This window comes from Caballeronia sp. LP006 (assembly GCF_031450995.1).
GTDB lineage: Bacteria > Pseudomonadota > Gammaproteobacteria > Burkholderiales > Burkholderiaceae > Caballeronia.
In genome coordinates this window covers 889,391-913,520 of sequence record NZ_JARTVW010000004.1, presented here as the reverse complement: position 1 = coordinate 913,520, position 24,130 = coordinate 889,391, and the positions used below count along the sequence as shown (strand labels likewise).

At 62.0% G+C, this 24,130-nt stretch carries 25 protein-coding genes and 1 pseudogene; 11 read left to right on the top strand and 15 right to left on the bottom strand.

Annotated elements, in window-relative coordinates; genetic code table 11:
• Nucleotides 1-103: 103 nt before the first annotated feature.
• Complete coding sequence (locus P9250_RS14300; RefSeq protein ID WP_244829252.1) at nt 104-460, bottom strand: response regulator; 357 nt, start codon at nt 458-460, stop codon at nt 104-106.
• Entirely contained in the window at nt 457-1,968 is a 1,512-nt protein-coding gene (locus tag P9250_RS14295) for an ATPase domain-containing protein (protein ID WP_310393637.1), read from the bottom strand. The genes P9250_RS14300 and P9250_RS14295 overlap by 4 nt, the downstream gene beginning before the upstream one ends.
• 382 nt (nt 1,969-2,350) lie before the next feature.
• On the opposite strand from P9250_RS14295, the gene P9250_RS14290 reads away from it, so the two are divergent.
• Complete coding sequence (locus tag P9250_RS14290; protein WP_250467429.1) at nt 2,351-2,629, top strand: hypothetical protein; 279 nt, start codon at nt 2,351-2,353, stop codon at nt 2,627-2,629.
• Nucleotides 2,630-3,022: 393 nt separating this feature from the next.
• Nucleotides 3,023-3,754, top strand: a complete 732-nt coding sequence (locus P9250_RS14285; RefSeq protein WP_310393635.1) for an OmpA family protein — start codon at nt 3,023-3,025, stop codon at nt 3,752-3,754.
• Nucleotides 3,755-3,830: 76 nt separating this feature from the next.
• On the opposite strand, the gene P9250_RS14280 is transcribed toward P9250_RS14285, so the two are convergent.
• The 3 genes from P9250_RS14280 to P9250_RS14270 are packed head-to-tail and all read right to left on the bottom strand — an operon-like array spanning nt 3,831 to nt 5,378.
• A complete protein-coding gene (locus P9250_RS14280; protein WP_244829255.1) occupies nt 3,831-4,343 on the bottom strand; it encodes a methylated-DNA--[protein]-cysteine S-methyltransferase in 513 nt (170 codons plus the stop codon).
• Between the two features lie 23 nt (nt 4,344-4,366).
• On the bottom strand, nt 4,367-4,627 hold the full coding sequence (locus P9250_RS14275) for a hypothetical protein (RefSeq protein WP_250467427.1): 261 nt from the start codon (nt 4,625-4,627) through the stop codon (nt 4,367-4,369).
• Nucleotides 4,620-5,378 carry a DNA/RNA non-specific endonuclease gene (locus tag P9250_RS14270; RefSeq protein WP_250493629.1) on the bottom strand — a complete coding sequence of 253 codons (759 nt, stop codon included), beginning with the start codon at nt 5,376-5,378 and terminating at the stop codon, nt 4,620-4,622. The genes P9250_RS14275 and P9250_RS14270 overlap by 8 nt, the downstream gene beginning before the upstream one ends.
• Nucleotides 5,379-5,579: 201 nt before the next feature.
• On the opposite strand from P9250_RS14270, the gene P9250_RS14265 reads away from it, so the two are divergent.
• Nucleotides 5,580-6,647 (top strand): alpha/beta fold hydrolase, encoded by a 1,068-nt coding sequence (locus tag P9250_RS14265; RefSeq protein WP_409014884.1) that lies wholly within the window; start codon nt 5,580-5,582, stop codon nt 6,645-6,647.
• Nucleotides 6,648-6,667: 20 nt separating this feature from the next.
• Here P9250_RS14265 and P9250_RS14260 read toward each other — a convergent pair whose 3' ends face one another.
• Complete coding sequence (locus P9250_RS14260) at nt 6,668-8,047, bottom strand: MATE family efflux transporter (protein ID WP_310393632.1); 1,380 nt, start codon at nt 8,045-8,047, stop codon at nt 6,668-6,670.
• 72 nt (nt 8,048-8,119) lie between these two features.
• Here P9250_RS14260 and P9250_RS14255 point away from each other — a divergent pair, with 72 nt between their 5' ends.
• The gene (locus P9250_RS14255) at nt 8,120-8,440 is read left to right on the top strand and encodes a YnfA family protein (RefSeq protein ID WP_310393630.1); all 321 of its coding nucleotides are present in this window, start codon (nt 8,120-8,122) and stop codon (nt 8,438-8,440) included.
• A 21-nt stretch (nt 8,441-8,461) separates the two neighbouring features.
• On the opposite strand, the gene P9250_RS14250 is transcribed toward P9250_RS14255, so the two are convergent.
• Together P9250_RS14250 and P9250_RS14245 are read right to left on the bottom strand one after the other, a co-directional pair.
• On the bottom strand, nt 8,462-9,478 hold the full coding sequence (locus P9250_RS14250; RefSeq protein ID WP_409014899.1) for a DUF2891 domain-containing protein: 1,017 nt from the start codon (nt 9,476-9,478) through the stop codon (nt 8,462-8,464).
• A gap of 2 nt (nt 9,479-9,480) precedes the next feature.
• Nucleotides 9,481-9,810 (bottom strand): hypothetical protein, encoded by a 330-nt coding sequence (locus P9250_RS14245; RefSeq protein ID WP_310393626.1) that lies wholly within the window; start codon nt 9,808-9,810, stop codon nt 9,481-9,483.
• On the opposite strand from P9250_RS14245, the gene P9250_RS14240 reads away from it, so the two are divergent.
• Nucleotides 9,809-11,104, top strand: coding sequence for an MFS family transporter (locus P9250_RS14240; RefSeq protein WP_244829262.1), 1,296 nt, complete (start codon nt 9,809-9,811; stop codon nt 11,102-11,104). The genes P9250_RS14245 and P9250_RS14240 overlap by 2 nt on opposite strands.
• Nucleotides 11,105-11,373: 269 nt before the next feature.
• Entirely contained in the window at nt 11,374-12,051 is a 678-nt protein-coding gene (locus P9250_RS14235) for a hypothetical protein (protein WP_250467421.1), read from the top strand.
• A gap of 3 nt (nt 12,052-12,054) precedes the next feature.
• Here P9250_RS14235 and P9250_RS14230 read toward each other — a convergent pair whose 3' ends face one another.
• Nucleotides 12,055-12,204: a hypothetical protein gene (locus P9250_RS14230; protein ID WP_250467420.1), complete on the bottom strand. Its 150-nt coding sequence runs from the start codon at nt 12,202-12,204 to the stop codon at nt 12,055-12,057.
• A gap of 61 nt (nt 12,205-12,265) precedes the next feature.
• Nucleotides 12,266-13,339 carry an AraC family transcriptional regulator gene (locus P9250_RS14225; protein ID WP_409014883.1) on the bottom strand — a complete coding sequence of 358 codons (1,074 nt, stop codon included), beginning with the start codon at nt 13,337-13,339 and terminating at the stop codon, nt 12,266-12,268.
• A 157-nt stretch (nt 13,340-13,496) separates the two neighbouring features.
• On the opposite strand from P9250_RS14225, the gene P9250_RS14220 reads away from it, so the two are divergent.
• From P9250_RS14220 to P9250_RS14210, 3 genes are all read left to right on the top strand, one after another.
• Nucleotides 13,497-14,630, top strand: coding sequence for an acyl-CoA dehydrogenase family protein (locus P9250_RS14220; protein WP_305038183.1), 1,134 nt, complete (start codon nt 13,497-13,499; stop codon nt 14,628-14,630).
• 58 nt (nt 14,631-14,688) lie between these two features.
• A complete protein-coding gene (locus tag P9250_RS14215; RefSeq protein ID WP_250493624.1) occupies nt 14,689-16,386 on the top strand; it encodes an AMP-binding protein in 1,698 nt (565 codons plus the stop codon).
• 107 nt (nt 16,387-16,493) lie between these two features.
• The gene (locus P9250_RS14210; RefSeq protein WP_370652187.1) at nt 16,494-17,213 is read left to right on the top strand and encodes a hypothetical protein; all 720 of its coding nucleotides are present in this window, start codon (nt 16,494-16,496) and stop codon (nt 17,211-17,213) included.
• Between the two features lie 152 nt (nt 17,214-17,365).
• Here the strand turns inward: P9250_RS14210 and P9250_RS14205 are convergent, their stop codons facing one another.
• The 3 genes from P9250_RS14205 to P9250_RS14195 all read right to left on the bottom strand — a co-directional run bounded on the left by P9250_RS14205 (nt 17,366) and on the right by P9250_RS14195 (nt 20,573).
• On the bottom strand, nt 17,366-17,911 hold the full coding sequence (locus P9250_RS14205; RefSeq protein WP_250510250.1) for a DUF6572 domain-containing protein: 546 nt from the start codon (nt 17,909-17,911) through the stop codon (nt 17,366-17,368).
• 272 nt (nt 17,912-18,183) lie between these two features.
• Complete coding sequence (ydiK, locus tag P9250_RS14200) at nt 18,184-19,341, bottom strand: AI-2E family transporter YdiK (RefSeq protein WP_244829269.1); 1,158 nt, start codon at nt 19,339-19,341, stop codon at nt 18,184-18,186.
• A 314-nt stretch (nt 19,342-19,655) separates the two neighbouring features.
• Complete coding sequence (locus P9250_RS14195; protein ID WP_310393620.1) at nt 19,656-20,573, bottom strand: LysR substrate-binding domain-containing protein; 918 nt, start codon at nt 20,571-20,573, stop codon at nt 19,656-19,658.
• Nucleotides 20,574-20,677: 104 nt separating this feature from the next.
• On the opposite strand from P9250_RS14195, the gene P9250_RS14190 reads away from it, so the two are divergent.
• On the top strand, nt 20,678-21,667 hold the full coding sequence (locus P9250_RS14190) for a glutathione S-transferase family protein (protein ID WP_310393617.1): 990 nt from the start codon (nt 20,678-20,680) through the stop codon (nt 21,665-21,667).
• A gap of 8 nt (nt 21,668-21,675) precedes the next feature.
• On the opposite strand, the gene P9250_RS14185 is transcribed toward P9250_RS14190, so the two are convergent.
• Both P9250_RS14185 and P9250_RS14180 read right to left on the bottom strand, forming a co-directional pair.
• Nucleotides 21,676-22,527, bottom strand: coding sequence for a 3-hydroxybutyryl-CoA dehydrogenase (locus tag P9250_RS14185; protein WP_310393615.1), 852 nt, complete (start codon nt 22,525-22,527; stop codon nt 21,676-21,678).
• Between the two features lie 51 nt (nt 22,528-22,578).
• A pseudogene (locus P9250_RS14180) lies at nt 22,579-23,058 on the bottom strand (2,4'-dihydroxyacetophenone dioxygenase family protein).
• A gap of 127 nt (nt 23,059-23,185) precedes the next feature.
• On the opposite strand from P9250_RS14180, the gene P9250_RS14175 reads away from it, so the two are divergent.
• Nucleotides 23,186-24,106 carry an ABC transporter ATP-binding protein gene (locus P9250_RS14175; protein WP_244829274.1) on the top strand — a complete coding sequence of 307 codons (921 nt, stop codon included), beginning with the start codon at nt 23,186-23,188 and terminating at the stop codon, nt 24,104-24,106.
• Nucleotides 24,107-24,130: the final 24 nt, after the last annotated feature.

Here is a 24,130-nt window from a genome sequence, read left to right as displayed (position 1 = left end):
TCCCTTCTCGTCTGTAGCGGTTATGGTCAATGTTGCAGCGGGCTGATCTTGCGGCATCCCGGCAACGTCCGAGTGAAACAAGCAGCACGCTTCGTGCCCAAGGTCAGGCTTCGCCGAGTTTATGTTTAACCAGATCGAGCAAATCGTCGATGGAAAGCGGTTTGCGGCGAAACTGCGCGTTGGCGTGTTCCAGCGTGGGCGCATGCGCCGCCGCGCTCATGAGAATCACGGGAACCTGTGCGAGCGAGTCGTTCGCCGCCAGTTCGCGGATGAAGGCAACGCCGTCCATGTGCGGCATCATCCAGTCGGTGATGACGAGGTCGGGCGGATTCGCGCGCGCGGATTCGAGCGCCACGCGCCCGTTCGACGCGGTCGTCACTTCGTAGCCTTCCATTTCGAGAATGAGGCGCCAGGTTGTGAGGATGTCGAATTCGTCGTCGACGACGAGGATTTTTTTCATGCTCGCTGGCCGGGGTCCGACACAGAAAGCGCAGGCGCCAACGACGGATGTCCGGACAGCAGACCCGTCGAGCCGATGAACCCTTCGCTGATATGCAATCCGCGCGAATCGATCGTGAGACGGCGGATCGCCGTATCGTGCGAACCTTCGCGCTGTTTGACCACCGACACCATGCGATACAGCGACGAGTTTGCCTCGACATAGCGCAGGAGCACGATGTTTTCGGTCATCGCGGACGCCCGCAAGGTGGTGGGCGTCGTCGAATCGCCGTAGAGCGGCAACTCTTCCGTCACGAGCGTGGTGACGCCGGCTTCGCGCAGACGGTGCGTGAGCGCGTTCAAGAATAGCCCGAGGCGCTCGGTGCGGTTGGCCGACTGAAAGAAGCCGTCGACGCCATCCACGACGAGCCGCGACGCCTTCGAGCGCTGGATCGACGCAATCAGTTCCGAGGCAAGTTCGTCGATGGCGAGTTCCACGGCGGGATGCCATTCCAGTAGCAAATGGCCGCTATCGACAGCGTCTTTCAGGTCGATGCCGACCGACGCCGCCTTCGCGATCAGCCGCTCCGGCGACTCGTAAAGCCCGAAGTAGACGCACTGCTCGCCGCGCGCCACGCCCGCCTGCAAAAACTTGAGCGCGAGCAGCGTCTTGCCGACGCCCGAGGGCCCGATAAAGGTGGTGGTCGAACCGCGCACCACGCCGCCGCCGAGCATCTGATCGAAATCGGGGAAACCGAAGGCAAGACGGCTTTCGAAGTCCGGCACGTCCTGCGCATTCGCCGACGACGCTTCGAGTCGCGGGTAGGTCACGAGTCCGTCCGCCGTGATCTTGAAGAAATGCTTGCCGAGCAGATGATCGCGCGCGCGCAGCTTATGCACTTCGATCTCCCGTGCGCGGCGCATTCCGGTGTTGTAGCGGTTCAGCTCGATCAAGCCATCGACCAATGTGTGCTCGGGATGCGGCTCGTTGCCGGACAGCGGCGCGAGGATGAGCGTCGTGCAACGCGCGGCGCTCACGAAGGCCGACAACTCGTGGATGAATTGCGAGAGTTCGAGTTCGGTCGAACTGAATTCGCGGGCGCTGCGAAAGCCGTCGATGACCATGAAACGCGGGCGGCTCGTGCGGATGGTCGCCGCGATGAGCGAGAGAAAGCCGGACAGGCCGTCGCGTATCAGTTCGTGGTAACCGCTCACGAACAGCATGCGTTCGGAGATGGCGTCGGCGTCGTAGAACGACATTGCCCGGAGGTGCGACAGCAGCTTCGTGTGCGATTCGGCGATCAGCGTGATGTATAGCACCATGTCGCCCTGGCCCACGCGATGAAAACCGATCTGCGACGAAAGGATCGTCTTTCCCGCGCCAGCCATGCCTTCGATCATGTACAAACCACCTTCGGCGAGACCGCCGCCCAGAATCTCGTCCAGACCTGCCACGCCAGTCGTGACGTTGCCGTCGTTGGGTATGGGCTGTCGGGGCGAAACGGTGGGGAGCTTGTCGTCTTGGGTCATGGAGTGTTCGTTTTACTTGGCGATCCGTTTGAGCGAACGCGAATTATGGCTGACTCCGAGCAACAATGGGATCTTCCGTCTGTCGTGAAAGCCCGTCCGCCTTGGCGCTGGATGGCAACCCATCGATGGGCAGAGGCGCGCGTTGGATTCCCGTTCCTGCAAAAAGGGTGGCGCTAAAGGTGTGAACTCTACTCGTCCGCATTTTTCACGCCCGCTCGTCTTCTCGGGAGTGCATCCCAAAAATAGGACGAAATTGAGAACCTTCTCATGGGCTATGACGCTTGGCCCTGTTGAAATGGCATCCATGCATTAACGAGGGCCGAAGATGGATCGAGGCCTTTTCCGTTCCAGGCGTTACGCGCCGTTTCATTTCAGGTCAGCCATGTCCCGTCCGAACTCGCTTTCAAGCATCGTCACGCTCGCGCTTTGTCTCGTTTCTTCGTTTCCGATTTCAGTTTCATGCGCGAATGCCGGCGAACGGCTGCCCGATTCGCGCATTCTTTCGGCGGCGCCGTTCAATTTTCACGCGGACAAGGAAATCTTCTCGCGCCTACCGGCAAAACCCGTGGATTCGCGCATCTTTTCGCCCAATAACCCCGAACGCTACAACGGCGATTCGCGAGTGGCACAAACGCGCTTCGATCACGCGCAAATGATTTGATTTGGAAGAGTAGAGCGCAGGTTGTTCTGGAATTAATCGGATTCTCTGACCATAATCAGATACGCATTAAGCTGGATGCGTAATCCGAATTGAGCAACTTGCCGGCGAAATGTCGCCGAATTGCATGACGTCGATGGTCGCAACAGTCGTTCAGATGGCGCACGCTTCGGTGATTAATGAGATGCGAAGCGGGATGTCGATTTTTGGGAATTGTCCCTGCGGTAAGTTCTTAAGCCGTTGCTAGAATCGCGGCGGCTTTCGGTCGTTTCAAGATCGCGATACCGAACTTCATCTATTTCTCAAAACGGGCTTATTCGCGCTTTCGCAATTCAGGCGCTGAAATAAGCGGAAATCCCGTCAATTGCCAACAGGCGCTCTGCTTACTCATTCAATATGTTCAACAAGACCATTGCCACTATTCTCGCGAGCGTCGCCGTTCTTGCCGCTTGCTCGTCCACGTCCAGTCCTGCGACCAGTCTTGCGTCCAGTCCCACGTTCAATCTCAGCGAAATTCAGACGTCGAACGGCCAAAAGGCTTTCCGCGCCGAATGCTACGGCTTGTTCGAAGGCGGCAGCCAATGCATGGCCGCCGCGCAGAAGGCATGCGGCAATCAGCCAGTGCACCCGCTCCAGAACGTCGCGGGAACGAAAACACCGGACAATGTCTCCGAGCTGATTTTTGTCTGCGGTGCACCGGCACAGCCCGTGCAGCCGGCGGCTGCGGAACCCGCGCCGCCAGCGGTGGTGGATACGGCGACCGTCGCGCCGGCCGCGCCGGCCGCACGCAAGATTTCCCTCGACGAAAAGACGAACTTCGACTTCAACAGCGCCCATTTGACGCCGAAGGCCAAAGCCTCGCTCGATCAGATTATCTCGGAAGGACGCGGCACGACGTTTTCGTCTGTCAGCATCGAAGGACATACGGACTCTGTTGGCTCCGCGCCGTATAACCTGGCGTTGTCCCAGCGTCGCGCGGAGTCGGTGCTCGAATACCTCAAGAGCCACGGTCTGAAGGCGAACGAGTTCTCCATGAAGGGCTTCGGCAAGTCTGTTCCAGTGGCATCGAACGCGACGAGTCAGGGTCGCGCCGAGAATCGCCGTGTGGAAGTGACGCTCAATCCGTAAGCTGGACGCTGTCGAAGAAAAAGCTCGCGAGCCGAAAGGATCGCGAGCTTTTTTACGTCGATACGCGCCGAAAGGATTAGAACAACAGCAGTTGCTCGCGCCCGCGTCCGCCTTCCAGCGTCAGCAGGTGACGCTTGCGCGCAACGCCGCCCGCGTAACCTGTGAGTTCGCCATCGCCGCCGATCACGCGATGACACGGCACGATGATCGACACCGGATTGCGCCCGTTCGCGCCGCCGACCGCGCGCGATGCGCCTGCGGGCAAGCCAAGACGGCGCGCGAGATCGCCGTAAGTCCAGGCTTCGCCGAAAGGAATCTGACGCAGCGTGTCCCAGACTTGTTTTTGGAACGCGGTGCCGTCGAGCCGCAGCGCCACCGAAAACACCTCGCGCGCGCCCCCGAAATATTCGTCGACTTGCTCGCGCGCCTCGGCGATCACGCGCGGCACGCGCGCCGATGCGCGTGGCTCGTGCGATAAACCGTCCGGGCAATACTTCTGCCCGACAAAGAAAAGCCCGGTCAGGCAATCGCCTTCCGCGCGAAACAAAATAGGCCCGAGCGGGCTCGGGCTAACGTGGCTTTCGATCACGTCGCGTCTTCTCGCGTCCCGTTTCAGATGAACGGATTATCCGCCGTGCCGCCGGGCGCGGTCGGCTCGTCGGCAAGCTTCGCGGGCAGCGCCTTGTCTTTTTGAAGAACATCGACGATAGCCCCGAGCGCCTTGTACAACGCCTGCGCGGCGGCGAGCCCCGCCTGATCGCGTGCGATGGTGAGGTCGCCGCTCACCGACACACGCGTCGTGCCGTTCTGGATGTTGATCGCGTCGCCCGCGATGTTCATCACGTCGGTATCGTTGGCAAATGGTTTAAACACCGCTCAGTCCTCCAATTCGTTTGTCTTTCAGTGCATCGGGGATGCCGGGAAACGCAAGACCGCTCATGGCTTCCAGTTCGCGCACGGTTTTCATCGTATAGGTATTGGTCGGCACATTATCGACGACGACCACGAACGCGATTTGCCGCTTCGGCAAATAGACCACCTTGTACAACTGCGTCGGCACGAACACGCGCGACTCGCCGATGGTCTGCAACTGCCGCCCTGAAAAGAGCGGGCCGGTCACGACATAGGCATCGCCGGATTCTTCGGTCAGCCTGCGTACTGCTTGCTCGATGCGCGACCAGATGCGCCGGTTGTTCGATGGATCCTGCGGCACGATGTTCGCAAGCGAGAACGATTCGGCCATGCCTTGCTTGCTGGCTCGATCGCCCGCCGGGCTCATGTGGCCGCGATCGTAGCCGCTCCTTTTGTAGTCGTCGAGTTGCGCGCTGTCGCCGGCCGGCAGCCGCTTGTCGACGAAAAAGCGATTGGTGCGCGTGTTGTTCTTCGCGTCATCGACGCTCTGCGCGGTCAAATGCTCCGCCGACCAGAGCGGCCCGTGCGTGACGCCGGAATGCAGCAGAGCGAAATCGGTATAGCAGATTTCCTGCGTGGACGCGCGCATCTTCTGATTGACGACGACGGGCGCGCGGCCGCCCGGACTGAACTGCGGACAGTCGCTCGCGACCGCCGCGACCGACGCGGCGCCTAGAAGCGCGACGACGAATGCCTTGATGCGTACTTGCATGCTGAGTATGAAGATCCGTGCTGATGCGTGAGAACTTGCCGCCTGATGGTCAGCCGTTCGGCTTAAGCCGGGCGAATCGAGGCCGCAGAGTATAAGGCAGTGCAGTGCACATGGAACGGAAGAAATTCATCCACGCTAGAATGCGTCGGCTCGGGCCGCGCCGTAGGCGAAGGCCGCATCGAAACGAATGGAAGGAAGCCAATGAACGCCAAGCGCCGCAAGCTTGATATCGCGCGAAACCTGCTGCTGTCGCTCGTCTCGTGTTGCACGATGTTCACCGCGAGCCAGGCTCACGCGCAAGACGCGCCCGCCAACGATGGCCCAGCATACGGACCTGAACTGCAAGGCTTCGACTATCCTTATCCGGTCGCGCGGTTCTCCATTTCGTCGCAACGGCAGGTCGTCCAGATGGCCTATATGGATGTGCATCCCGCGCATCCCAATGGCCGCACGGCCGTGCTTCTGCATGGCAAGAACTTCTGCGCGGCGACGTGGAAAAAGACCATCGATACCTTGAGCGAAGCCGGGTATCGCGTGGTCGCGCCGGACCAGATCGGCTTTTGCAAGTCCACCAAACCGGCGCGTTATCAGTACAGCTTCCAGCAGCTCGCGCGCAATACGCATGCGCTGCTTGCGGCGCTTGGCGTCACGCATCCCACGTTGATCGCGCATTCGACGGGCGGCATGATCGCGGTGCGTTATGCGCTGATGTACCCGCGCGAGACCGAGCAACTCGTGCTCGTGAATCCCATTGGTCTGGAAGACTGGAAGGCGAAGGGCGTGCCGTCCATTTCCATCGACGACTGGTATGCGCGCGAGCTCAAGACCACGGCCGACGGCATCCGCAGCTACGAGACCAGCACGTATTACGCGGGGCATTGGAGCGCGGACTACGAACCGTGGGTGCAGATGCTTGCGGGAATGTATCGCGGACCGGGGAAAGATGCGGTCGCGTGGAACTCGGCGTTGCTGTACGACATGATCTATACGCAGCCTGTCGTCTATGAGTTCGATCAGTTACGAACCCCGACGCTGCTGATGATCGGCGATAAGGACACGACGGCCATCGGCAAGGATCTGGCGCCGCCGGAGATTCGCCCGACGCTGGGCCGTTATCCTGAGCTGGCGAAGCTTGCACAGCAGCGGATCGAGGGCGCGAAGCTCGTCGAGTTTGCCGAGCTCGGTCATGCGCCGCAGATGCAGGACCCGGTGGCGTTTCACAAGGCGTTGTTGGAAGGTATGGCGGCGTTGAAGGCGAAGGCGGATTGAGTCAGGCCATCCACTCCGCATCAATCCACGCACGATCTCCGCTCGATCGCGGGCAACTGCACCAGCAACGTAACGGCGCGCGCGATCATCAAGATGGCGAGCGCGAGCCACAATCCGTGGTTGCCGAACCAGCCGTTCAGCAACCACGCGGCAAATAGAAAGATGCCAAGCGATACAGCCGTCGACACCATCAGCTCCCGCGTGCGCGTCGCGCCGATAAACACGCCATCGAGCTGAAAGCTGATGACCGATGCAAGCGGCATCACCACGGCCCAAGGCAAGAAGCGCAGCGCGGCGGCACGCACGTCCCGCTGATCCGTGAGCTGGCCGATGATCCACTCGCCCGCGAGCCAATAAACGAGCGAAAAGCCCGCCGCGCCGATCGCCGACCACAGCATCGTCACCTTCACGGCTTGGCGAAACGCGTGGCGGTCGCGCGCGCCCGTGGCCGCGCCGACCAGCGCTTCGGCGGCGTGCGCGAAGCCATCGAGTCCGAAGGCCATGAAGGTCTGGAAGTTGAGCAGGACGGCGTTGGCCGCGAGGATCGCATCGCCCTGACGCGCGCCCATGTGGGCGAACCATCCATACGATCCGAGCAGGCACAGCGTGCGAATGAAGATGTCGCGATTGAGCGCGACGAGGCGCTTCATCGCGCGCGCGTCCAGCAGCGTGCGCAGCGCGAGCGCCGGAAGTCCATGTGGACGCAAACGCCAGAGAATCGCAAGACCGAGCGCGAAGCCGCAAAAATCCGCAGCCGCCGTGGCCGCGCCGATGCCCGAAATACCCCAGCCGAAGCGATACACGAATAGCAGGACCGCCACGATATTGACCACGTTGATGAACACTTGTGTGACGAGCGCGAGCCGCACGCGCTGGCAGCCGAGCAACATCCCGAGCACGACGTAGTTGCCAAGCGCGAAGGGCGCGGCCCAGATGCGCGCATGGCAGTAGGCGCTGGCCGTGCTCTGGACAGCCGCGCTACCGCCGAGCGCGGCGAGCGCATAACGGATGATCGGCACCTGTAACGCCAGTACCGCCATGCCGATGAAGAGCGCGAGCAGCATCGCCCGCAATACGCTTGCGCGCAGGGCAAGCGCATCGTTCGCACCGAACGCCTGCGCGACGAGGCCCGTCGTGCCCATGCGCAAAAAGCCGAAGCTCCAGAACACGAAGCTGAACACGAGCCCGCCGAGCGCGACGCCGCCGATATATTGCGGTCCGTCGAGATGACCGGCGACGGCGGTATCGACCGCGCCTAGAATCGGCTGCGTAAGATTTGCGAGGACGATGGGAAACGCGAGCGTCAGCACGCGCTTGTGCCAGTGCACCGGCACGGCGGCCGGATGCTCGATATTGTTGGGAGCGTTCAATTGCAGGGCGAGGTGAGCAAGAGGCGTCATTGTGCCGTGTCAGGGCGACGCTTGCTGCCGAAGCAGCCGATAATGCGCGTCGAACCCGCTGCCCGACTGTCCATGAAAACTCTTCTGCTTTATGTCGTGACGGCCATCGCGGAGATCGCCGGTTGCTACTTTCCGTATCGATGGCTGAAGCTCGATGGCTCGCCCTGGCTAATCGTGCCCGGCGCGCTTTCGCTTGCGTTGTTCGCGTGGCTCCTCACGCTGCACGGTGCGGCGGCAGGGCGCGTCTATGCGGCGTATGGCGGCGTGTATATCGGTGTGGCGATCGCATGGCTGTGGGCCGTGGATCGCATCCGGCCGACGATGTGGGACGTGACGGGCGCGGTCATTGCGCTCGCGGGAATGGCGGTCATCGCGTTCCAGCCGCGCGTCTGATTCAGCGTGGCGCTCGGCGCGTCACGCTTCCAGCGCCAGCAACGCAAACGTGGCGAGCCAATGTTCGCCCATGTAGTCGCCCGCCACGTGCGCGATGCCCGCCGCCAGATGCTCGTCGGCGCTCGCGTCGAGCACGCCGATGCGCGCATCGCCCGCAGGCAGCGCCCGCGCGATGGTCCGCTGGCACCACGCGCGGCTCAGGTTCAGGCCGTCGAGATGCGCGAGCTTGCCGTCGCTGCGATCGGTGACGGTGGCCGGCACGAAGAGCGTCGCGGGTTCGCGCACGGCAAGACGCGGCAAGAAGCGTTCGAACCAGCCGTTGAACGATGCATCGGGCAACACGTGGCGCATCAGCACGGCTTCCATCAGCGACGGCGAGAGGAATTCGTCGCCGGCCGGTTCCCACGCCTGACAGGCTTCGTCATTGGCGAACCAGCGCGTGGCCGTATCGACGAGAAGGCGCTCGAAATCGCCATCACGAACCACACGTGCATAACCGAGCGCCAGCGTCAGCGCGAACGCCATGTTGAAATGCGTGCCGACGCGCAGCGGATACGTCGACTTCGGCAGGAATTCGACGAAGCGCGCGACGAAGGCATCCGCGAGCGGTTGCAGCGTACGGGCCCAGCGCGCGCCTTCCTCGGTGTGCATCGAACGCAATTGGGCCGCGAGCGCGAGCAGCCACGCCCAGCCGTAGGGCCGCTCGAAACCGCGCGCCGCCGGGCGTTCGAGGTAGGCGACTTCGGCGGCGACGTTGGCATCGGTGAAATGTTCGTCGATGACCGAGCGAATGCGCGCGGCTTCGGGCAGCGCGGGAAAGCGGTCGACGAGACGCGCAAGCAGCCAATAGCCATGCACGCACGAATGCCAGTCGAAGCTGCCATAGAAGACGGGATGCAGCGCGCGCGGGCTTTGCACGTCCGCTGCGCTCGCCATGACGTGATCGAGCTTGTTGGGATACTCGCGCGTGAGGTGACCTAGCGCGACTTGCGCGAATTTCGACGCCAACGCGTCGTTCAGCACGATAAGGCGCGGCATGTTCATACGAAACTCCAATGATGGACGAGCGAGACTTTATCGATAAATCCGCGGCGCCGTGTTCGATAAGGGAAATTCCCTAATCCGTGGCCACGCCGGGAAACATGCAAATGGCGTAAGCCGCGCGAAGGCTTTGGCGACAAGCCGCGTCGGCTCGAATCATAAAGATGGATGCCGCCTTTGTCGCGCGCCGCATTGGGGAAATCACAATCATCTTTGCGCGCTTTTCCGCGAATCGTCGTATAAACTTGCGCCCGAACGCCGCAGAGCGATTCGCCCCGGCAATGTCGTGCCGGCCGATCAAACGCCGAGACCAGGAACAGACTACCCATGAACGACATTCCCGCCTACACCGCTGAAGATACCCGTCGCCGCGTATTCGCGATCGTCGGGGCATCGTCGGGCAATCTCGTCGAATGGTTCGACTTCTATATCTATTCGTTCCTTGCGCTGTATTTCTCGGCGGCCTTCTTCCCGAGCGGCAATCCGACCACGCAATTGTTGAATACCGCGGGCGTGTTCGCGGCGGGCTTTCTCATGCGCCCGATCGGCGGGTGGCTCTTCGGCCGTATCGCCGACAAACACGGCCGCCGCAACGCAATGATGATTTCCGTGCTAATGATGTGCGGCGGCTCGCTCGTCATCACCTTTCTGCCGACGTATTCGAGCATCGGCGCGTGGGCGCCGTTCTTTCTGCTGATCGCGCGGCTCTTCCAGGGCTTGTCAGTCGGCGGCGAGTACGGCACGAGCGCAACCTATATGAGCGAGGTGGCGCTGCGCGGCCGTCGCGGTTTCTTCGCATCGTTTCAATATGTGACGCTGATCGGCGGGCAGCTGGCCGCGCTGCTCGTGCTGGTCATCCTTCAGATGTTTCTCTCGACCGAAGAGCTCAAGGCGTGGGGCTGGCGCGTGCCGTTTTTCGTCGGCGCTTGCGCGGCGCTGATCTCGCTTTTTCTGCGTCGTTCGCTCGAAGAAACCACGACCGCCGAATCGCGGCAACGCAAGGAAGCGGGCACTTTGCGCGGCCTGATGCAGCACAAGGGCGCGTTCATGACCGTGGTCGGCTTCACGGCGGGCGGATCGCTGATCTTTTATACGTTCACCACGTACATGCAGAAATATCTGGTCAATACGGCGGGCATGCACGCCAAGACGGCCAGTAACGTGATGACGGGCGCATTGTTCGTCTACATGATCATGCAGCCGCTTTTCGGCGCGCTGTCGGACCGCATCGGGCGTCGTCAGTCGATGCTTTGGTTCGGCGCGCTCGCCACGCTCTGCACGGTGCCGCTGCTGCACGCGTTGCGCGACGTGACGAGCCCGTTCATGGCGTTCGTTCTGGTGGTGGCCGCGCTTGCCATCGTCAGCTTTTATACGTCGATCAGCGGTCTCATCAAGGCGGAGATGTTTCCGCCCGAAGTGCGCGCGCTGGGCGTCGGGCTGTCGTACGCCGTCGCTAATGCGGTGTTCGGCGGATCGGCGGAATATGTGGCGTTGTGGCTGAAGTCGGCGGGCAGCGAATCGGCGTTCTATTGGTATGTCACCGCCATGTGCGCCATCTCGCTTGTCGTGACCTGGCGCATGCTCGATCCGAGCAAGGTGGGCTATTTGCGCAACGAGCCTTAATATAGTGGCCGCGACGGGTTGGCAAGCGCTCTTTGCGCGGCCTGTCGTGTTCCAGTCGTAATCACCGGCGCCATTAGCGCGGACCCTTATGTCCGCCGGGCTTGCCGATCAAGGTAGTATGGTGTTTGATGCGGTATGAATCTGCAGGTGAAGCGCGCCCCACGGCGCACGGACGCAAGAAGCGCAAGCCGGAAGCGCTGGCGCGCGACTCGAACGCGCGCATTGTCGACATGCGCCTTTGGGTGCATCGGTCAGCCGGGAGCCCTTTCATGGAAGATTTCGATGAAACGCTATTCGTCGTCTGGCGAGCCAACCTGAATGTTCTGGTGGGTTCGCCGGGCGGCGCTGCGCGACTCGCGCGGATGATGAGCTTCTCGCCTTCGCTGATGAAGCTCATCGTCGCGGGTCAGCGCGACTTCAACGAGGAATTCGTGCGCGGTATCGAGCTCGTGACGGGCTTGCCGCCGCACTGGATGGACGAGCGCCGCAACCCCGCCGAAGTGCCTTCCGGCGTGCAACGCGCGCTCGACGAAGAAGCGCCCGTCGCGGTGTTTCGCGGCACGGCGCATCCCGCGCCCAAGCGTTCCGTGTTGCGCGGTCCCGATCCGCTGCTGTCGCAAACGGAAGCAACGCGCCGCGTGGCCGATCTCGCACAGCAGCAGGCGGAAGCCAATCGTCGCGATCTTTTGTTTCGCAAAAATCGCGAACTGCTGTCGCAGGATTTGCGTCGGCTGGAACGCCAGCTAGGTTTGCTGCAAGTCGAGCCAATGCTGCCCAAGGCCGATGAACTCATCGCCTCCGACCGCATGAGCGAAGCGGCGAAGGCGGACCTTTCCGGCCGTCTCGAACAGATCGACAAGCATGTGAAGTTGCTGCATCAGCACGTCGACAAACTGGTGACGCTCCTTTCGACTCCGGATGAACCGGGTCCGAACGATCCCCTCTGAGTCTTACTTAGCCCGCTTGCGTTCCTCGTTGTCTTCCGGCTCGGCGTCCACGGCAATCGGATCGCTCGCCGGGAAGGTCTCATCCAGCGCTTCGTCGAGCAACTCCTCTTCGTGGGTGGGCGTCGCGGGTTCGTCGGGCCGTGCTTTCGTCATGATGCGCTCCGTGGGCAATTCTTCGACGCCTCAATATAGCAGCGTCGATATCCGCGCGCTCTCAGCGTGCGCGGCGATAATCCGCCGGCCGCACGCCCGTCCATTTTCTGAAGGCGCGCCGGAAAGCGCTCGGTTCCGCAAAGCCGAGCGCGTTCGCAATCTGAGCGATGGTTTCGTCGGTATCCGCAAGACGCGAGAGCGCCAGATCGCGGCGTAGCGCGTCCCTGATGGTTCGATACGTCAGCCCTTCCTGCGCGAGACGCCGACGCAAGGTGGCCTGCGCGATATTCAATTCCGCCGCCATGCGGTCCGCCTCGGGCCAGTCGGCCGGCGCGGTCTGCCGCAAGCGCCGCCGAATGCGCGCCGCGAGCGATTCCGAATTCCGATACTTGACGATGAAGTTCGCGGGCGCGTCGCGCAGAAAGCGCCTGATCGTGGCGGTTGTCTGCACGACGGGCAGCGCGGCGCATTCGGGCGATAAATCGACGAATGAACGCGGCGCGTCGAAACGAAGGGTGTCGCAGAACATCAGCCGGTATTCGTCGCTATCCGCTGGTTCCTCGCAACGAAAATCGGCCGCAAGCACCGGAATGCGTCGCCCGACGAGCCAGCACAACAATCCATAGACGAGGATGAAGCCGGTCGCGCAGGCGAACATGCTCTTGGGCTCGCGTTCGCCGTGGCCGTCGTTCATCCAGAGGCGCACGCGCGTCGCGCCGATATCCGGCTCAAACGATAAGTCGTCCAGCACGAGCCGCATGAATCCGGCGATGCGCCCGAGCGCCTGTGCGCCGTCGCGCGCGCTCAACGCGGCGTGCGACATCAGCACGAAGCTGCCGCGCCGCATCGGGTGTGCGTCCTGGCCGAGGAACTCGTCGTCGAGCGCGTCGGCGATGGCGTGCCACAGGCGGCCGTACTGCGCGGGCGTGACGCGCGCATGCGGCGTGTCGAGCAGCGCGGGCGCGATCTGCGCGGCGTCGAGCAGCATCGCGCGATCGACGCCGCGTGCTTGTGCGCAGCGCAAGGCTGCGTCGACGAGACTCGCGGCGATCGAATCCCGTTCGATGTCCTTCGTGGATGTTGGGGTCTTCACTAGGTGGCCAAAGCGCTCAGTTAGCGTGATCGTTTCAGGCATCGGCTAATGTCCGGCGATTGCCTAGACTCGTGCACACGCCACGCGCGCCGCGCATGATCGAGGCATGACTTGCAACGCGCCGCAGCGCCGTTTCCGAAAGACGCGGCGAGCAAGTTTATCCGATCGCTTCAGGCACCTTCTACGAGCTCCAACCATGATCGACAGTTTTCTTACCGAAGAGCAGCGCATGATTCGCGACGCCGCGCGTCAGTTCGCGACCGAAGTGCTTGCGCCGAACGCGGGTCAGTGGGACCGGGACGGCGCGTTGCCCGACGCCGTCGTGCGGCAACTCGGCGAACTGGGTTTGCTCGGCATGATCGTGCCTGCGGAACTCGGCGGCACGTTCAGCGACTACACCGCCTATGCGCTCGCGATGGAAGAAATCGCGGCGGGCTGCGCGTCCTGCGCCACGTTGATGAGTGTGCACAACTCGGTCGGCTGCGGCCCGATCCTCGCTTTCGGCACCGACGCGCAGAAGACCGAATGGCTGCCGAAGCTCGCGAGCGGCGAAGTGATCGGCGCGTTCTGCCTCACCGAACCGCAGGCGGGCTCGGAAGCGAACAATCTGCGCGTGCGCGCAACCGAGCGCGACGGCAAATGGGTGCTTTCGGGCAGCAAGCAGTTCGTGACCAATGGCAAGCGCGCGGGCGTGGCTATCGTCTTCGCCGTGACCGATCCCGAACTCGGCAAGCGCGGCATCTCGGCGTTCATCGTGCCGACCGGCACGCCTGGCTTCAATGTCGGGCCGCCCGAGCACAAGCTCGGCATTCGCGCATCGGATACCTGCGCCATCACCTTCGACGATTGCGCGATTCCCGCTGCGAACCTGCTCGGCAAGCGCGGCGAAGGGCTCAAGATCGCGTTGTCGAATCTGGAAGGCGGGCGCATTGGCATTGCGGCGCAGGCGCTCGGCATCGCGCGCGCGGCCTTCGACGCGGCGCGCGCCTACGCCCACGATCGCAGCCAGTTCGGCAAGCCGATTCTCGAGCATCAGTCGGTCGCGAACATGCTCGCCGACATGCACACGCAACTGAACGCCGCGCGCCTGCTCGTGCTGCACGCGGCGCGCATGCGCACCGAGGGCATTGCGTGTTTGTCGGAGGCTTCGCAGGCGAAGCTGTACGCGTCCGAGATGGCGGAGCGCGTCTGTTCGCATGCCATCCAGATTCACGGCGGCTATGGCTATCTGCAGGACTATCCGGTGGAGCGGCATTATCGCGATGCACGCATCACGCAGATTTACGAAGGAACCAGCGAAGTGCAGCGCATGGTGATCGCGCGTCAGCTCTGAAACCGGCTTTCAAGCGCGCGCCGCCGCACGGGGCAATCAAAACAATCACGGAGACGAAATGAACCCGGCAGAGCCTTTCATCGAAGCACGCGACTTTTTGCTGCGACATCGCACCGATTACGACACCGCGTATCGCGAGTTTCAGTGGCCGGCGCTTAGTCGTTTCAACTGGGCGCTCGATTATTTCGATCCGATGGCGCGCGGCAACCATGCGGCCGCGTTGCATATCGTCAACGAAGGTGGCGGCGAGACGCGTCTTTCATTCGCGCAGATGAGCGAGCGTTCGGCGCGCGTCGCCAACCATTTGCGCGCGCTGAACGTCACGCGCGGCGAGCGTATCTTGTTGATGCTGCCGAACCGAGTCGAGTTGTGGGAGACCATGCTCGGCGCGATGAAGCTCGGCGCTATCGTGTTGCCCGCGACCACGCAACTCGCGCCTGCCGACTTGCGCGAGCGCATCGCGCTTGGACGCGTGCAACACGTGATCGTCGATGCGGGCGAGACGCACAAGTTCGAAGGCATCGACGTGACGGGACTGCGTATCGCCGTGGGCGAGCCGCGCGATGGCTGGCTTGCCTACGACGCGGCCTACGAAGCGTCGCCGGACTTTGCCGCAGATGGCGAAACGAACGCCAGCGATCCCTATTTACTGTACTTCACTTCGGGCACGACGTCGAAGCCCAAGCTCGTCGCGCATACGCACGAGAGCTATCCGGTCGGGCATCTTTCGACGATGTACTGGATCGGCCTGCAACCCGGCGACGTGCACTGGAACATCAGCTCGCCGGGCTGGGCAAAGCACGCGTGGAGCTGCTTTTTCGCGCCGTGGAATGCACAGGCTTGCGTCTTCATCTACAACTTCAGCCGCTTCGATGCGGCGCGCACGCTCGATGCGCTCGTGCAATACGACATCACCACGTTATGCGCGCCGCCGACCGTGTGGCGCATGCTGGTGCAAGAGCCGCTGGCGTCCTACGCGGTGAAGCTGCGGGAGATCGTCGGGGCGGGCGAGCCGCTCAATCCCGAAGTCGTCGAGCGCGTGCACACGGCGTGGGGCGTGCCTATCCGCGATGGCTACGGCCAGACTGAAACCACCGCGCAGATCGCCAATACGCCGGGTCAGCGGGTTGCGCCGGGGTCGATGGGACGTCCGCTGCCCGGTTATCGCGTGGCGCTGCTCGATCCAGATGGCGCGCTCGCCGACGAAGGCGAGATCGCGCTGGTGCTGAATCCGCCGCCGCTCGGCCTGATGACCGGTTACGCCGATAACCCGACCGCCACCGAAAACGCGATGCGCGGCGGCTTCTATCGCACCTCGGACGTCGCCTCGCGCGGCGCGGATGGCTACTTCGTCTACGTTGGCCGCGCGGACGACGTGTTCAAATCTTCGGACTATCGGCTGAGTCCGTTCGAGCTGGAGAGCGTGTTGATCGAACACGAGGCGATCGCGGAAGCTGCTGTCGTGCCGAGTCCGGACCCGTTACGGCTCTCCGTGCCGAAGGCGTTCGTTACCCTGCGACACGGCTTCGCAGTCGGACCGGAACTGGCGCGAAGCGTGTTCGCGTTTTCGCGCGAGCGGCTCTCGCCATATAAACGCATTCGAAGAATCGAATTCGCCGAGTTGCCGAAAACCATCTCGGGCAAGATTCGGCGCGTCGATCTTCGTCGACAGGAAGCCGCTCGCACCAACACTGCGGTGCGCGGTGAGTTCGAATTCTGGGAAGAGGATTTTCCGGAGCTTCGCCAGACAAAATGATTTCGCCGAACATTTCTCCTGACGTAATCGCAAGCAAATGTAAACAGCGCGAACCGTCAATTTGTCTGAAGGGCGAACCGAGCCTGTTCGATCATCGGACAAGTCAAATGGAGGAACGCAACATGGTGAAGCGCTCGTTGAGGTTTGCGCTACTGGCGGCTGGTTTGACGGGAGCGCTTGTCGCGCCGGTCGCATCCAACGCGCAAATCAACCTGCAGCAGTTCGGATTCGGCAGCGGCAAGTCGGATGTGTCGGGCAGCGCGGGCACGCAGTCGTCGGGATTGGGTTCGCTAGTGCAAAGCTATCTCGGCGCGAATCAACAGGTGTTGAGCGGACAATCGAATCTTGCTTCGGCCATGGGAATGTCCGGCGTCGCGAGTCAGGCACAGTCGGCGGCGGGACTGCTGTCGAGCGCGTCGGGAAGCGGCGGTGTGCCGAGCAGCAGTGCGCTGTCGCAGCTTGGCGGTACGCAGCAAAGCGTGTCGCAATCGCTGATTCAGGCTTTTTCCAGTGGATCGACCACGCCGCCGACGGCCGCGAGCAAGCAAACTTTCACGGATGGGCTAGCTTCGCTGGGTCAGGGCGTCAAGCAATACGCGGGGCTGCAATCGAATCTGAGTTCGGTCAAGAATTCGATGAACATGTCCTCGCTCATGCAGGCCGGCTCGAATCCTGGCACGGCGCAGGCGGCAACGTATATCGCGCAATCGGCGCCGGGGCAGTTGCAATCGCTGATGCAGACGCTTACGCAGGCTGTGCAGTACGCGAAGACCAATAATATTGCCGTGCCGTCCATCGCGACGTCGGCGTTGAGTCTGGTGCAGTAACTTCGGAAGTGCCCACGAAAAAGCGGCGAGGCTTTCAGGCCTCGCCGCTTTATTTGCTTCCCGAATTGGCTCACCGGTGTATCCCGTGAGAGCTCACCCGTGTTTCCGAAGCGCGCTCGTCGCGCACCGAACGGCTCCGAGTACAACGAAATTCAGTTCATTGCCGCGCGCCGCAACGACAGGCGGGTAAGAACCGCCGGGAGAGTCTGCGCCTGTTGCGCCCTGGAAGGCATCAACGGCGGCAGATAAGAGATGTCGGTCACGTCGGCGAGGCGACTGCGCGGGTCCGCATCGAGCACTTCGATAGCTGCGGGTTCGACCAGCTCGGCTTCAACCTTGGCGACGTCGTCGACCTTGATGCCGAGCGAGCGCCGAACATCCACGGCGCGCACACGTACATCGAAACCCGCCGCGTGGATGACGCGCTCACGCGTTTTCCAATACTGCAGCGCGCTGGGCGTCATTTTGTGCATCGACACGTATTCAAATACGATCTGATATCCGCGAACGTGCGGATAATTCATAAGTAACTGACCCGAGCGAATATAACGGTTATAGCCGTCTATTTTCCGCGTCAGCAAATCCTCATGCATTTTTTCATCGTGCCAGTCGCATTCATCGAATATCCCGACATACACGCGCTTGAGCAAGGAATTCACTCCGATGTAGTCGATGACGTCCACGTCGCGCAGAGACATGGTCATTCCCCTACGCCCTGAGAGGGCAAGTATCAAAGAAGTGCATTGTAGCGGAATATGTCTCTTTAAATCACAGCGAAACATTGTGTGTTTGCTTGCGATTTCTCAAATTAATCAGAGTCCTAAGCCATTGCTTAAGCGATTTCTTATTTTGGGATGATTCAAAATATAAAGCTGGATTTGTATCGCGTTAGATACGCTTTAGGTGTTTTCCTAATTTTGCGCCCAGTGCCGGTTCAGCAGATATAAGCGTAATGCTTTGCGCCGTCCGCTCATACGTCGCTTATGCCTCGCGCGGCCGTCGATCCGGTCAGCTCTTCCTTACTCATGGCGTCTACTTGCGGCAATGAAGGCTGTTCGTTGATCCACGCGTTCAATATTGCCGAGGTGACCGCGAGAATGACCGGGCCAATAAACAATCCGACAATTCCGAATGCGAACATGCCGCCAAGCACGCCGGAAAGAATCAGCAGCATCGACAAATTGATACCGCGGCGGATGAGTATGGGACGTAAAAAATTGTCGAGCATGGCAATCATGATCGACCAGATCAGCAACAGAATCGCGGCGACGTGCGACCCGTGCCAGAAAAGCCAGGCGACGCCCCCAAGCAGTGGCAAGAGCGGCCCGATCTGCGCGAGGCACAACATCAGCATGACGGCGGTGATGATGCCCGCGGCCGGCACGCCCGCGATCCACAAGCCGATTCCTCCGAGCGCCGATTGCGTCACGGCCGTCACGACAATGCCGAGCGCCACCGCGCGAATGGCGAGGCCGGCGAGCTTGATGGCTTCGGCGCCACGCTGCGCGGCAACCCGCGTTGCGAACCGCACGATGAAGCGGCCCGCTGCCTCGCCCTGCATGTAAAGGATGCCGGAGATGATGATCGTGATCACCATGTGCATCACGAACACCCCGACGACGGCCGCGTGCGAGAGCATCCAGCGCGCTGCGATCGTCACATACGGTTCGATGCGGGCGAGCAGGCCGCCGGGGCCGGCGTCGGAAAGCGTCTGCCATTCGGCCGAGACGCGCTGACCGGCGAGCGGCACGTCGTGTACCCAACTCGGCGGCGGGGGAAGTGCATACGTGGGCAGGCTCTTGATGGCCGACATGATCTCGGCGCCGTGCAATGCGAGCGTGGAGATAGCCTGATACAACGGCAGCACGATGACGATCAGCAGCACGAGCAGCATGACTGTCGTCGCGGCCCAGCGGCGATTGCCGCAGCGGCGTTGCACCGCGACCATCAACGGCCAGGTGGCGACGACGATCGTCGTGGCCCAGATCAGCCCGGGCAGAAACGGCCGCAGGATATAAAGGCTGCCAACAGTCAGCGCAGTCAGAATGGCAATGACGAGCAGAATGCGCGCGATATCGACTGGCTGGCGCGGGTTCAAATTCGGCGGCCCGTTCGGAGTGGTGGACATGGTGCCTTGAATGAAAAGAGATCAGTGAGACGGGGCGTTTTAGCGCCGGCATCATAGCGGTAAGTTCGGCGGCATCCAATCCATACTACTAAAAATTGCCGATGGCGCACGGTATTCGGGCGCGCTGGCAATGTTCGGTGGCTTCGCATACGCTTGACGAAACGATTACTCGACGAGATGGCAATCATGCTCATGCAAGCACGTGAAGACGACGGCCGGCGGCGCAGGCGGCTGCGAGGCCTCTTCGTATATTCGCTGTGGCTTTTATGCTGTCTGGTCTTTTCGTTGCCTTCGGTAGTCAAGCTGCCGTAATTTCAGGCGAACGCGTCGATGCCATCGACCAGACGCCTGGCCAAACGCGCCTGACGGAACTGCTCGATCCACCATTGCAACGCGCGGCCTTCGTGATCGCCGCGCCATGCCACGTATAGAACGTTAGGCTCGCGCGGATCGGCGGTTTGCTTTGCGATCAGTTCGCCACGCGCCAGCAATGAAGCCACTCGATGCTTCGGCACCCAACCGCAGCCAAGTCCTTGCCGTTGAGCAAGAATCTTCGCGCGCATGCCCGGCACGGCGAGTGCCGCTTGTCCGCCGAGCACGCCGTAAGCGCGTCCCGCCGATCCATGCGATGAATCCGCGACCGCCACCGCGCGATGCGCCGCGATCTGCTCGCGCCCGAGCGGTTCTGCCGCCTTCGCCAGCGGATGGCGCGGCGCCACGGCGAACACCCATTCCATCACGCCGAGTTCGAACCAGCGCAGGCCGGGAATCGCGGGCGGTTCGTTCGTCGCCCCGACGATGAGATCGGCGCGGCCATCGCGCAGTGCTTCCCACGTGCCGCCCAGCACTTCATGCGTCATGCGCAGGGTCACGCCGGACGCGAGCGCGTCGAACGCCTGCACGACCGGCAGCAAGGTCTCGAACTCGAGTATCTCGTCGCAGACGATCCACAACCGGTCTTCCCAGCCGCTCGCGATCTGCTTCACGCGCTGCGTCAGACGCGACACGTCGATCATCAGACGCGCGGCTTCATCGGCGAGAAGATGGCCCGCTGGCGTCAATTGCAGGCGGTAACGACGGCGGTCGAACAGCAGCGCGTCGAAGCGCGTTTCCAGTTGCCGCGCGGCATGCGAGATCGTCGAGGGCGCGCGGCCGAGTCGCGCCGCCGCGCGGGAAAGGCTGCCGGTCGAGCGGATTGCATCGAGCAGGGCGAGTTCTTCCTCGGATAACATGTTCGACTCCATCGAACGTTCATCGGCGCGATGGTACGGCAAGAGCGGCGGCGCGGTCCACCACGTGCTTGTGATGACGCAAACAACGATCAGGGAGCATGCAGATGGGACTTCTCGTCGACGGGCAATGGCAGGACAAGTGGTACGACACGAAATCGACTGGCGGGCGCTTCGTGCGCAAGGACGCGGCGTTTCGCAACTGGGTCACGGCCGATGGCGCGCCCGGTCCGAGTGGCGAGGGCGGCTTCAAGGCGGAAGCGGGCCGTTATCACTTGTACGTGAGCCTGGCGTGTCCGTGGGCACATCGCACGCTTATCGTGCGCGCGCTCAAGGGGCTGCAAGAAATGATCGGCATCTCGGTCGTTCACTGGCTCATGCTCGAAAACGGCTGGACCTTCGCGGATGGTCCGGGCGTCGTGCCCGACGCCATCAACGGCGCGCGCTTTCTGCATCAGGTCTACACGGCGGCGGACGCGAGCTACACCGGCCGCGTGACCGTGCCGATTCTCTGGGACAAGGCGCGCGGCACGATAGTCAGCAACGAGTCGTCCGAAATTATTCGCATGCTGAATGCCGCGTTCGACGGCCTGGGCGCCAAAGCGGGCAATTACTATCCGCCCGAGTTGCGCGCGGAGATCGACACGCTCAACGCGCGCATCTACGACACCGTGAACAACGGCGTCTACAAAGCGGGCTTCGCCACCACCCAGGCCGCGTACGAGGAAGCCGTGCAGCCGCTCTTCGATACCCTCGACTTCCTCGATGCGCGCCTTGCCTCGCACCGTTATCTCGCGGGCGAGCGCTTCACCGAAGCCGACATCCGACTGTTCACGACGCTCGTGCGCTTCGACGCCGTGTACGCCGGCCACTTCAAATGCAATCTGCGGCGCATAGCGGATTATCCGAATCTCTCCAACTACACGCGCGAGATTTACCGGATGCCGGGAGTCGCGGACACGGTGAACTTCGAGCACATCAAGCGGCATTACTACGAGAGTCATCGCTCGATCAACCCGACCGGGATCGTGCCGGCCGGTCCCGTGCTTGACTTCGCCGCGCCGCACGACCGAGAGCGTCTGCCGAAAAGCGCGTAAGCGTGAGCTCAGTCGTACCAATAAACGCCGCGCTTTGTCTTGCGGCCGAGATAACCTGCGGACACAAGTTCGCGCAACAGCGGGCACGCTCGATATTTCGAATCGCCGAAATCCTTCAGGAACACGTCCATGACCGAGAGACAGACATCGAGGCCGATGAGATCCGCAAGCGCGAGCGGACCGATAGGATGATTTGCGCCGAGCTTCATGCCCGCGTCGATTTCCTCGGCGCTCGCCACGCCTTCATAGAGCACGAAGAAGGCTTCGTTGATCATGGGCACGAGAATGCGGTTGACCACGAAACCAGGCGAGTTCTTCACGCCGATGGGCGACTTGTCCAGCTTCTCGGTGAGCGCGCGCACGGCGTTCGCGGTGTCGTCGCTCGTCTGCACGCCGCGAATCACTTCGACGAGTTGCAGCAGCGGCACCGGATTGAAGAAGTGCATGCCGATGAACCGCTCGGGCCGCGCAAGCGTTGCGCCAAGCGCGGTGATCGAAATGGACGATGTGTTCGACGCGATGATCGCCTCGGGCCGCGCCGCTGCTTCGATCTGCTTCAGAATGCGGTGTTTGAGCTCGACGTTCTCCGTGGCCGCCTCGATGACGATATCCGCGTCCTTGAGCCGCCCGTAATCCGTGGATGTCTGGATGCGCGCAATCGCGGCATCGCGCACCGACGCCTGCAGCTTGTCTTTCGACACCAGCCGTTCCAGGCTGTTCGTCAGCGTGGCCACGCCCTTGGCGAGCGCGGCGTCCGTCACGTCGATCAGCACGATGTCGAATCCCGCCACGGCCGCGACCTGCGCGATGCCGTTGCCCATGGTTCCCGCTCCGACGATACCCACCGTCTGTATGCTCATGCGCGCTTCCTCCAATCGATGTTTGTGCGATGCACGATTCTAACCACGCCTTCAGCCGAACGCCGTCAAGTCGCGTGCTTTTAATCCATGCGCGCGGCAATAGGCAGCGTAGCGCTCCCAGCCGCTGCGCTAGTCTTCGGCGGCAAGTATTTGCCCGTTTTCGTTTACGAAGAGCAGCTCGCCCTGAATGATGTTGAGCGTGACGATCTCATCGCTGCCGTCCACCACGGGAACGGCTTCCGGCGTGTGACTGGAACCTGCGGTCTCGTACACGATGCTGCCTTTCTCCGCAATCCACGCATGTTCGCGATACTTCCAGCGCCCTTCGACCGTGTAGACGATTACCGTGCCCGTATGCCGATGCTGCGGCATTTGTCCGCGCGCCGGCGCCTTCAAAAGGGCGATGGTTTCGCCGCGAACCGGATCGAGCTTGAAGTATTTGACGAGCACGTGCTCGCTGTATGGCGTGAAGGGCACCCACGGCACGTCCGCGTCGTTGATGCAAGCGGTTTGAATCTGTTCGAACAGCATGTCGGCTCCCTTGATCAGACGCCCATTGTATGCAGCGCGGCACGCGCCGTGCATCGGCCAAACGGACGACCCCTGAAAGCCCCGTTCGATCCAGCCGGATCGCGCCTTATCTGCTATCGTCCGTGCCATGCCAACCATCATTACCATTTCAAACCTCTCCAAGACCTACGAGTCGGGGTTCAGCGCGCTCCGGGACGTGAATCTGGAAATCCGGCGCGGCGAGATTTTCGCGTTGCTCGGTCCGAACGGGGCGGGCAAGACCACGCTCATCAGCACGGTTTGCGGCATCGTGAATCCCAGCTCGGGCACGGTCACCGTGAACGGACACGACATCGTCACGGACTATCGCGCCGCGCGCGCGATGATCGGGCTCGTGCCGCAGGAACTCACCACCGACGCCTTCGAAACCGTGTGGGCGACCGTATCGTTCAGCCGGGGCTTGTTCGGCCGGCCGAAAAACCCGGCGCATGTCGAGAAGGTGCTGAAGTCGCTGTCGCTCTGGAGCAAAAAGGACAACAAGATCATGACGCTTTCGGGCGGCATGAAGCGGCGCGTCCTGATCGCCAAGGCGCTCGCGCACGAGCCGCAGATTCTCTTTCTGGACGAGCCGACGGCCGGCGTCGATGTCGAACTGCGCCGCGACATGTGGAACCTCGTGCGCGAACTGCAAGCGAACGGCGTGACCATCATCCTCACGACGCATTACATCGAGGAAGCGGAAGAGATGGCGGATCGCGTAGGCGTGATCAATCGCGGCGAGATCGTGCTGGTCGAAGAGAAGGCCGAACTCATGCGCAAGCTCGGGCAGAAGAAGCTCGCGCTGCAATTGGATCACGCGCTGGCTGCCGTGCCCGCGTCGCTCGCGCCCTACGGCCTGCAATTGTCCGCCGACGGCAACGAACTGACTTACACCTACGACGCCCATGACGAGCCGGGTCGAATCATCGCGCTATTGCGCCATGTCGATGAAGCCGGCGTGCGCTTCAAGGATCTGCAAACGACGCAGAGCTCGCTCGAAGACATCTTCGTGAGCCTCGTGCGCAACTAGTCGTATCGGACCGGGAGCATCGAT

Coding starts and splice junctions, on each gene's coding strand:
- P9250_RS14300 (WP_244829252.1), bottom strand. CDS start 460: ATGAAAAAAATCCTCGTCGTCGACGACGAATTCGACATCCTCACAACC.
- P9250_RS14295 (WP_310393637.1), bottom strand. CDS start 1,968: ATGACCCAAGACGACAAGCTCCCCACCGTTTCGCCCCGACAGCCCATA.
- P9250_RS14290 (WP_250467429.1), top strand. CDS start 2,351: ATGTCCCGTCCGAACTCGCTTTCAAGCATCGTCACGCTCGCGCTTTGT.
- P9250_RS14285 (WP_310393635.1), top strand. CDS start 3,023: ATGTTCAACAAGACCATTGCCACTATTCTCGCGAGCGTCGCCGTTCTT.
- P9250_RS14270 (WP_250493629.1), bottom strand. CDS start 5,378: ATGCAAGTACGCATCAAGGCATTCGTCGTCGCGCTTCTAGGCGCCGCG.
- P9250_RS14265 (WP_409014884.1), top strand. CDS start 5,580: ATGAACGCCAAGCGCCGCAAGCTTGATATCGCGCGAAACCTGCTGCTG.
- P9250_RS14260 (WP_310393632.1), bottom strand. CDS start 8,047: ATGACGCCTCTTGCTCACCTCGCCCTGCAATTGAACGCTCCCAACAAT.
- P9250_RS14255 (WP_310393630.1), top strand. CDS start 8,120: ATGAAAACTCTTCTGCTTTATGTCGTGACGGCCATCGCGGAGATCGCC.
- P9250_RS14250 (WP_409014899.1), bottom strand. CDS start 9,478: ATGCCGCGCCTTATCGTGCTGAACGACGCGTTGGCGTCGAAATTCGCG.
- P9250_RS14240 (WP_244829262.1), top strand. CDS start 9,809: ATGAACGACATTCCCGCCTACACCGCTGAAGATACCCGTCGCCGCGTA.
- P9250_RS14245 (WP_310393626.1), bottom strand. CDS start 9,810: ATGGGTAGTCTGTTCCTGGTCTCGGCGTTTGATCGGCCGGCACGACAT.
- P9250_RS14235 (WP_250467421.1), top strand. CDS start 11,374: ATGGAAGATTTCGATGAAACGCTATTCGTCGTCTGGCGAGCCAACCTG.
- P9250_RS14230 (WP_250467420.1), bottom strand. CDS start 12,204: ATGACGAAAGCACGGCCCGACGAACCCGCGACGCCCACCCACGAAGAG.
- P9250_RS14225 (WP_409014883.1), bottom strand. CDS start 13,339: ATGCCTGAAACGATCACGCTAACTGAGCGCTTTGGCCACCTAGTGAAG.
- P9250_RS14215 (WP_250493624.1), top strand. CDS start 14,689: ATGAACCCGGCAGAGCCTTTCATCGAAGCACGCGACTTTTTGCTGCGA.
- P9250_RS14210 (WP_370652187.1), top strand. CDS start 16,494: ATGGAGGAACGCAACATGGTGAAGCGCTCGTTGAGGTTTGCGCTACTG.
- P9250_RS14205 (WP_250510250.1), bottom strand. CDS start 17,911: ATGTCTCTGCGCGACGTGGACGTCATCGACTACATCGGAGTGAATTCC.
- ydiK (WP_244829269.1), bottom strand. CDS start 19,341: ATGTCCACCACTCCGAACGGGCCGCCGAATTTGAACCCGCGCCAGCCA.
- P9250_RS14195 (WP_310393620.1), bottom strand. CDS start 20,573: ATGTTATCCGAGGAAGAACTCGCCCTGCTCGATGCAATCCGCTCGACC.
- P9250_RS14190 (WP_310393617.1), top strand. CDS start 20,678: ATGGGACTTCTCGTCGACGGGCAATGGCAGGACAAGTGGTACGACACG.
- P9250_RS14185 (WP_310393615.1), bottom strand. CDS start 22,527: ATGAGCATACAGACGGTGGGTATCGTCGGAGCGGGAACCATGGGCAAC.
- P9250_RS14175 (WP_244829274.1), top strand. CDS start 23,186: ATGCCAACCATCATTACCATTTCAAACCTCTCCAAGACCTACGAGTCG.